Source organism: Nocardia sp. NPDC050378, from assembly GCF_040655675.1.
GTDB classification, from domain to species: Bacteria; Actinomycetota; Actinomycetes; order Mycobacteriales; family Mycobacteriaceae; genus Nocardia; species Nocardia coubleae.
On record NZ_JBFAKI010000021.1, the window covers coordinates 17,261 to 31,074 of the forward strand.

At 69.8% G+C, this 13,814-nt stretch carries 14 protein-coding genes; 2 read left to right on the top strand and 12 right to left on the bottom strand.

The window, feature by feature from the left end; translation table 11 throughout:
• Window positions 1-16 precede the first annotated feature (16 nt).
• The 10 genes from AB0I35_RS29100 to AB0I35_RS29145 all read right to left on the bottom strand — a co-directional run bounded on the left by AB0I35_RS29100 (window position 17) and on the right by AB0I35_RS29145 (window position 10,611).
• Window positions 17-1,423: an AIM24 family protein gene (locus AB0I35_RS29100; RefSeq protein WP_357399527.1), complete on the bottom strand. Its 1,407-nt coding sequence runs from the start codon at window positions 1,421-1,423 to the stop codon at window positions 17-19.
• 66 nt (window positions 1,424-1,489) lie between these two features.
• Window positions 1,490-2,050 carry a GNAT family N-acetyltransferase gene (locus AB0I35_RS29105; RefSeq protein ID WP_357399528.1) on the bottom strand — a complete coding sequence of 187 codons (561 nt, stop codon included), beginning with the start codon at window positions 2,048-2,050 and terminating at the stop codon, window positions 1,490-1,492.
• Window positions 2,047-3,021 carry an ABC transporter substrate-binding protein gene (locus AB0I35_RS29110; RefSeq protein ID WP_357399529.1) on the bottom strand — a complete coding sequence of 325 codons (975 nt, stop codon included), beginning with the start codon at window positions 3,019-3,021 and terminating at the stop codon, window positions 2,047-2,049. The genes AB0I35_RS29105 and AB0I35_RS29110 overlap by 4 nt, the downstream gene beginning before the upstream one ends.
• A gap of 33 nt (window positions 3,022-3,054) precedes the next feature.
• On the bottom strand, window positions 3,055-4,134 hold the full coding sequence (locus tag AB0I35_RS29115; protein WP_067642676.1) for an iron ABC transporter permease: 1,080 nt from the start codon (window positions 4,132-4,134) through the stop codon (window positions 3,055-3,057).
• On the bottom strand, window positions 4,131-5,117 hold the full coding sequence (locus AB0I35_RS29120) for an ABC transporter ATP-binding protein (RefSeq protein WP_357399530.1): 987 nt from the start codon (window positions 5,115-5,117) through the stop codon (window positions 4,131-4,133). Before AB0I35_RS29120 ends, AB0I35_RS29115 begins: the two co-directional genes overlap by 4 nt.
• Window positions 5,114-6,106, bottom strand: coding sequence for a hypothetical protein (locus AB0I35_RS29125; RefSeq protein WP_357399531.1), 993 nt, complete (start codon window positions 6,104-6,106; stop codon window positions 5,114-5,116). Before AB0I35_RS29125 ends, AB0I35_RS29120 begins: the two co-directional genes overlap by 4 nt.
• Entirely contained in the window at window positions 6,103-7,374 is a 1,272-nt protein-coding gene (locus AB0I35_RS29130) for an MFS transporter (RefSeq protein WP_357399532.1), read from the bottom strand. The genes AB0I35_RS29125 and AB0I35_RS29130 overlap by 4 nt, the downstream gene beginning before the upstream one ends.
• The gene (locus tag AB0I35_RS29135) at window positions 7,371-8,537 is read right to left on the bottom strand and encodes a pyridoxal-phosphate dependent enzyme (protein WP_357399533.1); all 1,167 of its coding nucleotides are present in this window, start codon (window positions 8,535-8,537) and stop codon (window positions 7,371-7,373) included. Before AB0I35_RS29135 ends, AB0I35_RS29130 begins: the two co-directional genes overlap by 4 nt.
• Window positions 8,534-9,355 (bottom strand): hypothetical protein, encoded by an 822-nt coding sequence (locus tag AB0I35_RS29140; protein ID WP_357399534.1) that lies wholly within the window; start codon window positions 9,353-9,355, stop codon window positions 8,534-8,536. Before AB0I35_RS29140 ends, AB0I35_RS29135 begins: the two co-directional genes overlap by 4 nt.
• A complete protein-coding gene (locus AB0I35_RS29145) occupies window positions 9,352-10,611 on the bottom strand; it encodes an ATP-grasp domain-containing protein (RefSeq protein WP_357399535.1) in 1,260 nt (419 codons plus the stop codon). The genes AB0I35_RS29140 and AB0I35_RS29145 overlap by 4 nt, the downstream gene beginning before the upstream one ends.
• A gap of 100 nt (window positions 10,612-10,711) precedes the next feature.
• On the opposite strand from AB0I35_RS29145, the gene AB0I35_RS29150 reads away from it, so the two are divergent.
• A complete protein-coding gene (locus AB0I35_RS29150; RefSeq protein WP_357399536.1) occupies window positions 10,712-11,404 on the top strand; it encodes a hypothetical protein in 693 nt (230 codons plus the stop codon).
• A gap of 94 nt (window positions 11,405-11,498) precedes the next feature.
• Window positions 11,499-12,923: an amidase gene (locus AB0I35_RS29155; protein WP_357399537.1), complete on the top strand. Its 1,425-nt coding sequence runs from the start codon at window positions 11,499-11,501 to the stop codon at window positions 12,921-12,923.
• Window positions 12,924-12,927: 4 nt separating this feature from the next.
• Here the strand turns inward: AB0I35_RS29155 and AB0I35_RS29160 are convergent, their stop codons facing one another.
• Complete coding sequence (locus tag AB0I35_RS29160) at window positions 12,928-13,152, bottom strand: hypothetical protein (RefSeq protein WP_357399538.1); 225 nt, start codon at window positions 13,150-13,152, stop codon at window positions 12,928-12,930.
• A 199-nt stretch (window positions 13,153-13,351) separates the two neighbouring features.
• Entirely contained in the window at window positions 13,352-13,801 is a 450-nt protein-coding gene (locus AB0I35_RS29165) for a MarR family transcriptional regulator (RefSeq protein WP_357399539.1), read from the bottom strand.
• Window positions 13,802-13,814: the final 13 nt, after the last annotated feature.

A 13,814-nucleotide genomic window follows, 5' to 3' on the forward strand; every position in this document is an offset into this window, starting at 1 on the left:
CGGTTTCGTGTGTGTGTCAGCCGAAGAGGCTGCCGCCGGTGCCTGCTTGCTGGCCGCCGCCGGTGCCGCCGAGGAGGCCGCCGGGTGGGAGTTCGGAGGGCTGGACGATGACGAAGCCACGGCCGGAGAAGGACAGGGTGCTCGCTTCGCCGGTGCTGCGGCCGATGAGGCGGCCGAGGCCGAAGGAGTCGTTGCGTTTGATGCCTGTCTGCAGACTCGAGGACCAGGCTACGGCGGCGTTGGGGTCGGCGTAGGTGGGCTGGTCGACGGTGAGGACTACCGGGGTGCCGTGGGTGGTGATGGCGATGCGGCCGCGGCCGGTGAAGACACAGTTGAAAAGGCCTGCGTTGGAGGCGATGCCGGCCGCGCCCTGTACCCGGCCGATGTCGTAGCGCAGGGTGGAGTCGAAGGCGAGGACGTTGGCGCCGTTGATGGTGAGACCGTCGGAGCCGTCGAGGTCGATGATGTGCACGTCGGCGGCGCTGTTGGCCAGGAACAGATCGCCGCGGCCGCTCACCTTCATCAAGGGCACACCCTCGCCGGTGAGGTGCTGCCGGATCGCGCGGCCGATGCCGCCGGAGCCGAGCGCTTCGAATTTCAGGTCACCCTGGTAGGCCACCATCGACCCGGACCGCGCCATCACCTCCCCGTTCAACCCGACCTTGACCATCTTGCCGCCCTGCTTCTGGATGCCGAGGCCGTTGACCTCGGCATGCGAGGGGTCGAACAGGTCGCTGTGCACGGGCGGGACTCCTTGCTGAGAGGCGTACGAGGGTTGCGCACCGAAGTGAGCGGGTGGTGGGGAACCCGGTTGACCAGGCGGGGGGAACTGCCCGGGAGGCATCGGGGCGCCGGGATGCTGCGGTGCACCCTGTGGCGGGTGCGCGGTAAGCGCCGTATTGCCCTGGGGCGCGGCGGGTTCCGGTTCGTCGTCCAGGTTCACCCCGTAGGCCGACGCGATGCCCGCGAGCCCGTCGTCGTATCCCTGGCCGATGGCGCGCACCTTCCACGCCCCGCCGCGCCGGTAGATCTCCACGCACACCACACCGCTCTCGGTGGTGAGCCCGGAGACGGGGAACGTCAGAGCCGTCGGCCCGGACTGGATGGTGGCGGTGAGGTTGCCGACGGCGGCGAAGGTGGCGGGTCCGCGCCCGTCGAGACTTGCCGTGACCACCACCTTGTCCACGTCGGCGGGCAGCGCGGAGGTCGTCACCTGCACGATGTCGGGTCCACCGTTGCCGTGCCGGTACACCACGCCCGGCCCGGTCGGCTGGTTGAAGAAGACGAAGTCGGCGTCGGAGCGCACCTTGCCCGCGGTATCGAGCAACAGGGCCGACACGTCGACCGGGGCCGAACAGGCCACGGTGACGGTCAGCTCATCGCCCGGCGCGGGCCGGTTCTCTCCCGGTGCGAGCACGGTCACGACACGGCACCCGAACGCGGGCGGTTTCGCTGCTGTTCCACGAGTTCGATAGTGCCGTGTGTGCCGTCACCGCGCCAGTTCCCGATTCGGCCGGTCGAGGGGGATCTCGAGGTGCACCGTCTGGAATCCGTCGTGCGGACCCCGCGCGTCGTGCACGATGTGGCCGAAGGTGAGCCAGAACTCCAGAGCGCCCGGTGTCCGCGCGTCGGTGTGCAGGTACAGCCGGTCGAATTCCGGTGTGTCCTGGACAGTTTCGACGGCGGCGGTGACGAGCCGGGTGGCCAGCCCGCGCCGGTGGTGTTCGGGCCGGACGTAGACCCGGAACAGCTGGGCGGTGGTGTCGTCGGGATAGCGGTGTGCCAGCTCGGCCGGATGGGGTGGGTGCGCGGGACCCTTCGCGCGGATCGCGGTGGTGCCGACGACGACTCCCTCGTGCTCGGCCACCCACAGCCGATTGCGCGGGTGACGCAGGTACGTGGCGTCGAGGTCGATCACGTCGTGGTGGTGTTCGGGCAGGTAGCCGATGCCGAACACCAGGTAGAAGGTGTCGAGCATGACGCTGCGCGCGCCGGCCAGGTCGGCGGGACCGGCCGGGCGGACGAGATAGTCGGTGGTGGTCGCGGTCATCGCAGGCCCGCCAGTTCGCGGTCGAGCACTTCCAGACCCTCGACGGCGACCGGTCCCGGCCCGGTGTAACCGAAGGGCGCGACGATGATCCGGTTGTCGCGGATGGCGCGCAGTCCGGCCAGTTCGGGGCGCTGGCGCAGGGTGGTTCGCACCGACTCGGGGGTCTGGTCGCCCTGGGTGAGCAGGATGATCACCTCGGGGTCCTGGGCGATGAGCGTTTCGGTGTTGGCTTCGAAATTGCGTTTGGTGATGTCGCCGTAGATGTTGGACAGGCCGAGGATCCGCATCTGTTCGTGGACGGTGCTCTGGGAGCCGTAGGCCTTGAGCTGGGCACCGTCCCGCGACAGGATCAGCGCGGCGGCACGGCGAGGAGTAGTTGTGCCGCTGTGCTTTTCGGTGACGGTTCGCACGCGCTGCCGTAGCGTCGCGACTTCGGCGTCGGCGGCGGGCGCGGTGCCGAAGAGCTTGCCGTAGAGCGAGATGTCGGCGAAGACGTCCTCGAAGGTGCCCGCCGCGTCGCGGCAGTAGCCACGGGTGACGATCAGCGGGATGTTCACCTGGGCCAGGTCGTCGGGGGTCACCGACAGTCCCTCGACGCTCACCACGAGGTCGGGGGAGCGGGCGATGATCTCCTCGCGAGCGAGTTCGGCGGTGGGGGCGGTGATTTCGATGCCTTTCAGGGCATCGCCGTACTGGCCGGGGAAAGCGGCGGCTTCGAAGGTGCGGGTGACGATGCGGTCGGCGGCACCGGCAGCGGCGATCGTCGGTGCGGCGATGGAGCCGACGGTGACGACCCGCTGCGGTGGCGCGGTGAACGTGACATCGCGCCCACAACTCGAAACAGTAAGGGGGAAGCCGTCTTCCGCCGTGGTGGTGGCCGGTGCGGGCGCACCGCAACCGGTGACCACGGCGGTGAGCAGCGCGAGGGCGGGGAGCGCGCGGTGACGTGCGGAGGAGACACCTGTGAACACGGTGATCGGTATTCCTTTCGATGGAACAGAAAATCAGGAGGCGCGGGAGCGGCGGATCAGCAGCAGGAGCAGGGGCGCGCCGACGGCCGCGGTGACGATGCCGATGGGCAGTTCACGCGGTGCGAAAACGGTGCGGGCGCCCACATCGGCGATCACCAGGAACAGCGCGCCGAGCAGGGCACTCACCACCAACAGGTGCCGGTGGGTTCCGCCGACACACAGCCGCGCGACGTGCGGAACGATGAGCCCGACGAAGCCGATCGCTCCCGCGACGGCCACCACCGCGCCGACGGCGAGTGCGACGATCAGCAATGCCCACAACCGGATCCGATTCGGGGCGAAGCCGAGCGTGCGTGCGGTGTCGTCGCCTGCGGCCAGCGCGTCCAAGCGTGGCGCCATCAGCAGCACCGCGAGCAGGGCGCCCGCGACCACCGCGACGGTGGTCGCCACCGAGGACCACGCCGCCGGGGCGAGCGAGCCGAGCAGCCAGAACAGCACGGTACGCGCGCCTTCGGGGCGGTCGGAGGCGAAGATCAGAAAGCTCGTGGCGGCCGAGAAGATGTAGCCGATGGTCACCCCGCCGAGCAGCAGGCGCAGCGAGGTGAGCTGCCCGTTGATCCGGGAGATCGCGAACAGCAGCACCGTGGCGATCAGTGCCCCGATGAACGCGCTCGCCGCGAGGGCGGCGGAGGTGGCCGCCGCGCTCACACCGAACAGCAGGTAGACGGCGGCACCGGTCGAGGCGCCCGAGGTGACACCGAGGATGTGCGGATCGGCGAGCACATTGCGCACGATGGTCTGCAGAACGGCGCCGGTGATCGCCAATGCGGCACCGACGAGCGCGCCGAGCAGTACGCGCGGCACCCGGACGAGCCAGACGATCGAGTCCTGCGCGGTGGTCCAATCGGGAGTCACCGGGCGGCCGAAGGTGTGGTGCCCGATGATCCGGGCGACGGTGCCCGGCGGAACGGCCACCGGCCCGAGCCCGGCCGCCACCAACACGGTGACGGCCAGCGCGATGAGCAGTCCGCCGATCAGCAGCACTGTGCGCGTGCGGTGCCGTGCGTGATCGAGGTCGTCGACGATCTGCTCGACTTCCAGCGTCGCGGTCATCGCGTCACCGCCTCTCGGGTCTCGGTCATCGACGGTGACCCGACAGGGCCGTCATCGGTGAGTTCTGCTGAGCCGCCGGGAGGGTGGTCAGCCGGCGCGGGGTGGATCTCGGCGGGAGGACGGGCTGCGTCGCCCGGGCCGCCGACGGTGGCCTCTGTCGAGGCGCCGGGCGGAATGGTCGCCTGCGGTGGTTCGTCTGCTGCGTCGTGATGCTGGTCCGCATCGTCCGACGGCCCGAAGAGGAGTTGGGTGGCGCCGAAGGCGGTGGTGCGGCGGACGGGGATGCGGTAGACGGGCTCGAGGGTTTCGGGGGTGAGGACCTCGTCGACCCGGCCCGCGGCGGCGACGCGGCCGTTGTCGAGCAGGACCAGGTGGTCGCAGTAGCGGGCGGCCAGGTTCAGGTCGTGCAGGACGACGATGGTCGTCGTCTCGCCGAGGCCTCGGACCAGGGAGAGCAGTTCGTGCTGGTAGCGGATGTCGAGGTGGTTGGTCGGTTCGTCCAGGAGCAGATGGTCGGCCTGCTGGGCAAGGGCGCGGGCGATGAGGACGCGCTGACGTTCGCCGCCGGACAGGGTTGCGAAGGGACGGTCGGCCAGGTCACGGGCACCGACGCGGGCGAGCGCGGCAGCCGCGGTGATGCGGTCGTCGCGTGAATACCCTTGGAAGGCACCGACCCACGGCGCCCGTCCGAGCAGTACCGTCTCGGCGACCGTGATCGGTGTGTCCGGCGGCGATTCCTGGGCGACGACGGCCAGGCGGGTGGCGAGTTCGCGTCCGCGCAGTGCGCCGACCGGAGTGGCATCGATCGTGATGGTCCCACCGGCCGGGCGCAGGGCGCGGTACAGCAGGCGCAACAGCGTCGACTTGCCCGACCCGTTCGGGCCGATCAGACCGAGGGTGCTGCCCGGCTCGGCCCGGAAACTGATGTCGGCCAACGTGATGTGCCCGCCGTATCCGAAGCGGATCTGGTCGATGGTGATCATGCGGGTAGCTCTCTGCTCGGGATTCGCTCGTGCGGAAGCCGGTGTCCCCGCATCGGCCTGCGGGTGTGGTGCACGCTCACCGCGTGCGCGAAGGAGGCGCAAAGCTGCTCTGCGGCGGCGAGTTTGGACCGGTAGTCCCGGTCGTTCTCGCTCAGCAGGATGCCGGTCGTCGTGCCGCTGTGCGCGACGACGACACCCACTGCCCCGAGCGCGCGGGCTTCCCGGATGGTCGAGTCCAGATGCGGGCGGTGACGGAACGCGGCACTGAGCACAGCGCTGCGGGTGGCCACCGCGCCGATCGCCGTCACGTCCCCGCGCACGATCGCGACACCGAGTTCGTCGAGCAATCCGGCATATTCGCGCTGGTACCCGGGGCCGAAGGACGGCTCGGTGCGGTTGAATTCGACGGTGTCGACCACGCCACCCTCGTCGCCGGTGACGATGGTCAGCGGCGGCAGAGCGCCCAGGCGGGTGTGCAGACGCACCTCCCGATGGAAATAGGCGACCGTGCCGGAATACATCACCCCGTCGGAGGGCTCGATGGCACGCAGGTCGGCTTCGAGTTCGGTGAGGCCGACCGTGCGGCCTTCGGCATCGGCGACCGCGCGAGCCGTCGCCACCAGGTCGGCGGTGGAGCTGGCCAGGCCTTTGCCCTCGGGCAGTTCGCTGCGCACGGTGAGTCGTCCGCCGCGCAGCACCCGCGAGCGCGCCACCATCGCGCTTGCCAGGTGCCGGGCTTTCGATTTGTGCCCGGGGACGACGGTGATGTCGTCACCGCCCGGTTCGAAGACGGCGACCGAGCCACGCTGGATGGGCAGCGTGACCAGGAAGTGGCGGTCCGGATGCAACACGCCCTGCAACAGTTCCCCGCAGCTGCCGTTGGCCCGTCCCACACCGATACCCGGTTGGTCGGCCGTCGGCGGTGCCGTGTGTTCGAGGACATGGGTGTGCCGTTCGCCCCGGTCGAGCCGGCGCCTGGGATTCGTCATGGGTGGTCTCCGGAGTCGGCGGTGGCCAGTCGGGCATCGGGCAGCACCGCGCGCCGATGCAGGCCCAGGACTGCGAGTGCCGAGATCGCACCGGTCCCGGCGCACAGCAGCGCGGGTGGCCAGGTGAGCGATCCGCCCGCCCGGTCGAGCACCGCGCCGCTGAGTGACGTCGCGACCACGGTGAACAGTCCAGATGCCAGATAGAACGCGCCGAAATAGGTTCCGGTGAGCCGGTTTCCGGCGAATCGGCCGATCGACTCGTTCACGAACGGCTGTACCGCCGTCACCCCGACGGCCAGCACCACCGCGCCCGCCACCACGGGCGTCACCCGCAGCACCGTCCCCGCGAGTCCGCTGCCCAGGTCTGTGACGACACCCCCGACTGCCGGGGCGATCAGGAACGACGCGCCCATGATCGCCATCCCCGCCGCCATCGCCGGCCCACGCTGGGGCCGCCGGATCAGCACCTTGGTGACCCGGACCTGCAGGGCCACAACGGCAATGGTCTCCACCACGAACAGCGCGGCCACCGCCCCGGCGCGGTGCCGAGGCTCGGCGCTGTCCTGCGCCTGCAGGGTGAACAGGAAATAGATCTGGCTCTGCAACGCGAACATCGGCATCAGGGCGAGGGTGAACGCCCAGAACCGGCGATCGGTGAACACGGTCGTGAAGTCCGCGCCGACTCCGGCCTCGTGCGCGGGCACCGGTCGCGCGGGCAGCAGTACCCATTGCACCACCGCGAGCACCACGAAAATCGCCGCCGCGACCAGTGCGGATATCCGGAAGCCCGCCGCGATCAGCACGGTCCCCAGCACCGGCCCGATCGCCGAGCCCGCATTGCCGAAGACATTGAACAGCGCGAACGCCTCCGCCGACCGCGCGCCACTGTCGGTGGCGATATAGGCGCGCACCGCCGGATTGAACAGCGCACCGGCGAAACCCGTGAGGATCGCCGCCGCGAGCACGATCGGTAATGAACCACCCAGCGCGAACAACGCGAACCCCAGCGCCCGCACGGCCAGCCCGACCATGATCACGCCTCGCGCCCCCAGCCGATCCGCCGCCGACCCCCCGACGAGGAACAGGCCCTGCTGACTCAGATTGCGCACCCCGAGCACGACACCGACCACCGCCGCCGACAGCGCGAGGTCGTGCAGCAGATAGTCGGCGAGGAACGGGATCAGCAGATAGAAACCGATATGCCCGACCAGATGATTGACCAGCAGCAACCGCACGCCCGTGGGCAGCGCGAGAAACGTCGCCCTCACCCGAGCACCTCGGCAGCGTCGTCGTGCACTGCGGTGGCGGATTCCCGCACAGGCTCGGCGGTGCCGCGCCCTTGGTCGGCGGAATCCTGCGCCCGGCCGGACGGATCACCCACTTCGGTGGCGGGATCGCTCGACGTAGCGGCAGGGTCGCGCACCACTGTGCAGCGCCCCCAGCCGCTGACCTCGGCGCTGTCGGGAGTTGGGATGGTCGTGGGTTCTGTTGCGGGAGTGGCGAAGAGGCCGTTGGTGTGGCACCAAGCGTCGTTATAGATGGTGCGGAGGTAGCGGTGGGGGCCGTCGGGGAAGACGGTGAGTACGCGGGAATCAGGTTCGCGGTCGGCGATCCAGGCGGCGACCAAGGCGGCGGCACCGGTACTCCAGCCGCCCGCGATTCCGGTGTGGGCCGCGAGTGCGCGACAGGACGCGACGGCTTCGGCGGCGCCGATCCAGTGCACCTCGTCGAAGTCGGCATAGGCCACGTTGCGGGGGAGGATGCTGCTGCCGAGGCCGCGCATGAGCCTGCGACGGTCCGGTTGACCGAAGATGCGGGAGCCGACGGCATCGACGCCCACCACCCGCAGCCGAGGCCAGCGGGTTCGCAGGACGCGGGTGAGTCCCGCGCAGTGGCCGCCGGAACCGATCGAGGCGACGAGCACGTCGACGGCGTCGACCTGGGCGAGGATCTCCGCGCCCATCGCCTGGTAGCCACCGGCGTTGTCGGGATTGTCGTACTGGTCGGGCCAGTACGCGCCGGGGGTGGCGGCCAGTAGTTCGGCCAGCCGGTCGAGCCGGGCCTGCTGCCAGCCGCCGGTCGGGTGTGGCGTGGTGACCACCTCGAGGGTGATGCCGAAGGCCGAGAAGAGGGCACGCAGGTCAGGTTCCAGCTCGTCGTCCACCACGAGCACGATCGGGTGCCCGAGCGCCTTGCCCGCCAGTGCGAGACCCAATCCCAGTGTGCCGCTGGTCGATTCGATGATGGTGGCGCCCGGCGCGAGTTCGCCCCGCGCGGCCGCCGCTCGCATCATCGAGACGGCGGCACGGGCTTTCATCCCGGCGATGCTCGCCGATTCGAGTTTGGCTGTGTACGAGCTGTTCTCGGTGGTCACCTGGACGACCGGGGTACCGCCGATCAGCCGCAGCAAGTCGGGTTGCGGCGCGATCATGACAGCTCTCGATACGTGACCAGGGTGCTCGGGGCACCGTCGAGGGAGAAGAACGGGTAGGGCTCGGCCGAGACCGCGTGCACGCCGGCGCCGAGGAACCAGGGCAGCACCGCACTGCCGGTCTGGGCGAAGAGGACCAGTGGCAACCCGCGCTCGTGTGCGATGGTGCGGAATTCGTCGAATGTGCCGTTGCCCAGGGTCATTCCGGTGACCAGCAGCGCGTCGTAGTCCGGCGCAACCGCCGCCACGGATTCGAGAATCGGCTCGCCCCACTCGGTCACACCGCCCGCGAGATCACACGGCACATAGGCGACGGAACGATCACGCAACTCTGCGAGTAGCGAACCCACGACCCCCACCACCAGCACCTTGGTGACTTCCGCGGGCAGCAGATCGATCACCGCGTGCGCGCGGCGCCGCGACTTCGTCAACGAAGTCGGTCCCGACACGACGACCGGACGACCGTCCCGCCCGCCCGCCCGGGGATGCGGCTGCGTGTGCATCAGATAGGCGTCCAGTGCCGCGATCCGCACGGCGGTCACCGGATGATCGAGTAGCTCGCCGAGCTTCGCCCCGACGCAGTCATCGATCAAATCCGCTGTGCCCGTGTGTGGTTCGACACCGCACGAGCCGACGGCCGCACCGACCCGGATGCTGAGCACCTCGTTGCGGTAGGCGCGGGTGCGTCCCGCGTGCCTGGTGCCGTAGGTCGTGAGAAAGGCGGTCGACGCCTTCAGAGTGTCGGGGTCGGGGCCGAGTCGTCCGGTCCGTGCCCACGCGGTGAGCTCGGCCACCGAGGCGGGGTGCGTCCGGATCACGCGGCACCACCGTCGAGTTCGAGCCGCAGCCCGGCAATGAGGGAGTTCGCCGATTCACCCGCACCGGCCGGCTTTTCGCTCGTCACGAGGACGTGGCCCAGATAAGTGTTGTTGTCGGTGGCAGGCCGGACCTCGACGCCGGGTTCCGGGAGTTTGTATTCCACGATGCGCGGATCGTCGGCCCAGCCGGCCGCCCCGGCGACACGGCTCACCACGCCCGCCCGGTCGGGGACGGCGAAGGCGACGGCCGCGCTCGCGGCATCGGTGTGTCGTGGAGTGAGGTCGGGTGCTCCGCCCAGGATCGCCTCGACGTGGGCTCTGGTGAGGTCGATACCGGTGACCCGGCGAACCAGTTCGGTGATCCGGTTGCCCGCTGGCCGTGGATTCACCTCGATCAGGCACGGACCGTCCGCTGTCAGCTTGACCTCGGTATGGGCGACGGTCGCGTCCAGACCGAGCGCCTCGACCGCCGCCACGGCGGTCTCGGCGACGGCCTTGTGCTCGGTATCCGACAAGTCGGCCGGGAACATATGGCCCGACTCGATGAAGGCGGGGGCGCCGGTGAGCTGCTTGTCGGTCACCCCGACGACAGTCGTGCGCCCGGCGACGGTCACCGTCTCCACACTGAATTCCGGCCCCTGCACGCATCTTTCGACCAGCACCTGCGGTGACCTGCGCTGCCCACGGGCGTTCAACGGGAATCCCGCGATACGCTCCACCGCGGCGCGCAACTCGGCGTCGTCGTCGACCCGGCGCACGAACATCCCGCCACACAGATCGATCGGCTTCACCACCAGCGGAAAGCCCAATCGAGCTGCGGCGCCGAGGATCTCGTCCACCGTCTCGGCGACCGCGAAGTCCGGTCCTGGAACTCCGGCAGCGCGACAGATCTCGCGGGTCCGGGACTTGTCGCACGCCGCGACCACTGCCTCGCGGCCGGGGCCGGGCAGGCCGAGATCGGTGGCGATCGCGGCGACCGTCGGCAGGTAGTAGTCGCACGAGGTGAGTACGCCGTCGAAACCGAAGAGCTCGTGCAGCTTTCGTACATACGGCAGCAGCGCGGCCTCATCGTTGGTCTCGGCGGAGAACACGTTGTCAGCGGCCAGCAGCGGGTGCGGCGACGGTGTGCCCGGGCGGAGGTAATGCCCGAGATCCCTGGTCAGGAAGCTGAATCGGTGTCCGCCGTCCTTGATTCCCCGCGGCAACAGGGTGCTCATCGAGCCGACCCAGCTCTCCACCATCAGCAGATGTCCCACTACGACCTCCCAGCCTCATCGAGATGATAATGATAACCGTTATCGCTACGATTGCCACCGCCGGTCACCGCGATCGGCTGAAATCGATGAGGAATCACCCATGTTCTTGAAGAAAATCGCTGTGCCCGTGGCACTTTCGCTGTCGGCCCTGGCCGTCACCGCAGCCGGGGCGCAGGCGGAACCCGCGGCACCCCGGCCGGTCGAATACACCGCGCACACCGACGGCACCACCTCGGTCATCGAGATCGAGCACGGTTCGCTGGTGGTCGACAACGGCACCCTGCAGGTGCGCGACGCCGCGGGCGCCGTGGTCGGTGCGACGCCGCTGACCTTCGCGATCGACGACTTCCAGTTCCCCATCGACGCCCGGGTCGACGGTCGAACGGCGACCCTCACCCCCGCGCTGAGCATGGACAAGGCCGTATACAAGCCGGTCGCCCTGCCGTTCGAGGACAAGGCGCCGTGGAAGTCCGAATACGACCGTGAACAGGCCGCCTGGTCCCGGATGACGAGCACCATCTCCATGGGCGCCACCATCGGCACGCTCGTCGGTGGCATCGGCGGCGCGGCCCTCGGTTGCCTCGCCGGTGCGGCCGCGGGCGTCGTGCTCACCGGTGCCCTGCTCACCCTGTTCGGTGCGGGACCGCTGGCCGGTTGTGTCGCGGGTGCGGCCGCCGTCGGTTTCCTCGGTGTCCTCGCGGGTCAGATCTTCGTCACCGCGCCGGTCGCCATCGGCGCGGTGATCCAGTACGTCACTACGATCAACCAGCCGTTCACGGCGCCTGCCAAGTAGGGACCCGCTGGTGCGGCTCGCCCACTGCCGGGCGGGCCGCACTGTCTGGCCGAAGTTCGTTACCCGCGCGTACGGCCGCGATTAGGCTGCGGTCATGAGCTCTGCCGTCCACGGATTCACCGACGACGCCCTCGGCGACCGCGACGCCGTCGGCCTCGCCGCCGCACTGCGCGCCGGGGAGGTGAGCCGGGCCGAGGTGATCGAGGCCGCGATCGCCCGGACCCAGGCCGTCGACCCGCGCCTCGACGCCGTGCAGGTGCGCAGCTTCGAACGGGCCGCCTCGGCACCCGAAACCGCCGGGGTGTTCGCCGGGGTGCCCGCGTTCGTCAAGGACAACACCGATGTCGCCGGGCTGCCGAGCTGTCACGGGTCGGCCGCGTTCACGCCGCACCCGGTGACGGCGACCAGCGGGCCCGCCGCGCAATTCCTGCACTCGGGTGTCGTCGTGCTCGGCAAGTCGACGCTGCCGGAGTTCGGGCTCACCGCGAGCACCGAGTTCGTCCACCGCCCGCCGACGCGCAACCCGTGGAATCCGGAGTTCTCCGCGGGCGCGTCCTCGGGTGGGTCGGCGGCGCTGGTCGCGGCCGGGGCGGTGCCGATCGCCCATGCCAACGACGGCGGTGGTTCGATCCGCATCCCCGCCGCCGCGACGGGTCTGGTGGGGCTGAAGCCCACCCGGTACCGGCTGCTCGACCAGCCGGGCGCACGCAAACTGCCGGTGCATCTGGTGGCCGAGGGTGTGCTCACCCGGTCGGTGCGCGATACGGCGCACTACCTGGCCGCGGTCGAGAGTTTCGGTGCCCACCCGAAACTGGCGCCGGTGGGGCTGGTGGAAGGCCCGACTGCGCGACGACTGCGCATCGGCGTGGTCACCGCGGACGTGTTCGGCAGGCCGGTGCATCCCGACAACCGGGCCGTCCTCGATTCGGCCGTCCATGTCTTCGCGGGTCTCGGGCACGAGATCGTCGCGAAGCGGCTGGAGGTCGACCCGCGTTTCGTCGACGACTTCAAGCAGTACTGGGCGGTGATGGCCGCGGCGATGACGCTGTCGTTCCGGCTCGGTCATCGCGGACGCTTCGATGCGCGCAAACTCGACCCGTTCACCACCGGCCTGATCGCAATGGCCAAACGCAACCCACTGGGTTCCGCGGCCGCCGCGTGGCGGCTACGCGCCGGAACCGCCGCCTACGACCGGCACTTCGCCGATATCGATGTGATGCTCAGCCCGGTGCTGTCACATCCGGCGCCACGCATCGGTGAGCTGGCGCCGGACCAGCCGTTCGACGACCTGTTCGCCAAGCTCGTCGACTATGTCGGTTTCACGCCGCTCAACAATGTCGGTGGGGGACCGGGCATTTCACTTCCGCACGGGCTGCTGCCGACGGGTCTGCCCGGCTCGGTGCAGCTGGCCGCCCCGCGCGGCGCGGAGCGAACCCTGCTCGACCTGGCCTACCAGCTGGAAGCGGCCAGCCCGTTCCCCCGGATCACCGACCGTCGCGCCGACGCGGGCGCGGCCTGAGGGCTCAGTTGTGGCGGGTCGCCACGTTGATCGGGCGGAGGCTGCCGGTGGTGCCCGCCTCGAACGCCCAGTGCTCGCCACGCCAGGTGGGGTGCTCGGTGCGCCAGCGGTCGACAAGCCGCGGGTCTTCGAGGGAGGCGACGACACCGGCGGAACCGGTGTACTGCAGCCGTTCGTACTTGTGGCGGGTGATGGTGTCGACCGAGGTGACGGCGGCTAGAGCAGACATTCGGAACTCCGGGATAGCGTGAACGGTGCGTGACGAGGCACGCCCGGACCGGCGGCCCGGGGTGCTGCGGTGGCGCGTCACCGCTCGCAGCCGAGTATGCCGCTCGTCGCGATGCCGCGCGCGGGTTTCGAAAATCCTGTTGTTCGGATTAACGGATACCTGACAACAGATCGTTCGTCCGTCGCGAAGGGTTACGCCCTCACCAGCTCGGGCGGACCCGACCCGGGGCGACGACTCGCGCCAATGCGTCCCTGACCTGGTCGAGGTCGCCCGCGCCAAGGGTTTCGGACCAGTTTTCGGTGAGTTCGCCCAAGGCCGCGTCGGCGGCGCGAGTGCATGCCCAGCCGCGGTCGGTGAGCGTGATGAGCCGCGCGCGTGCGTCGCGTGGGTGCGGATTGCGTTCGACGTAGCCCTTGGTGACCAGCTCGTCGACCAGTTGGCTCGCCGCCTGCTTGGTGACGCCGAGATGCTCGGCGAGCTCACCGACGGTCGCCCCGTCGGGTGCCATTCGCACGAAGGCGAATCCGTGCGTGGGCCGTACATCGGGGAAGCCGGCCGCGGCGACCCCGGCCTGGACCGCGTCGGTCACCTGGGCGGCTGCCGCGAGCAGCAACAAGGGGAGGTCACCGGCAGGGGGCACGTCCGTCATTCTGGCACTTGAC

Coding starts and splice junctions, on each gene's coding strand:
- AB0I35_RS29165 (WP_357399539.1), bottom strand. CDS start 13,801: ATGACGGACGTGCCCCCTGCCGGTGACCTCCCCTTGTTGCTGCTCGCG.
- AB0I35_RS29125 (WP_357399531.1), bottom strand. CDS start 6,106: ATGACGAATCCCAGGCGCCGGCTCGACCGGGGCGAACGGCACACCCAT.
- AB0I35_RS29155 (WP_357399537.1), top strand. CDS start 11,499: ATGAGCTCTGCCGTCCACGGATTCACCGACGACGCCCTCGGCGACCGC.
- AB0I35_RS29115 (WP_067642676.1), bottom strand. CDS start 4,134: ATGACCGCGACGCTGGAAGTCGAGCAGATCGTCGACGACCTCGATCAC.
- AB0I35_RS29150 (WP_357399536.1), top strand. CDS start 10,712: ATGTTCTTGAAGAAAATCGCTGTGCCCGTGGCACTTTCGCTGTCGGCC.
- AB0I35_RS29135 (WP_357399533.1), bottom strand. CDS start 8,537: ATGATCGCGCCGCAACCCGACTTGCTGCGGCTGATCGGCGGTACCCCG.
- AB0I35_RS29160 (WP_357399538.1), bottom strand. CDS start 13,152: ATGTCTGCTCTAGCCGCCGTCACCTCGGTCGACACCATCACCCGCCAC.
- AB0I35_RS29120 (WP_357399530.1), bottom strand. CDS start 5,117: ATGATCACCATCGACCAGATCCGCTTCGGATACGGCGGGCACATCACG.
- AB0I35_RS29105 (WP_357399528.1), bottom strand. CDS start 2,050: ATGACCGCGACCACCACCGACTATCTCGTCCGCCCGGCCGGTCCCGCC.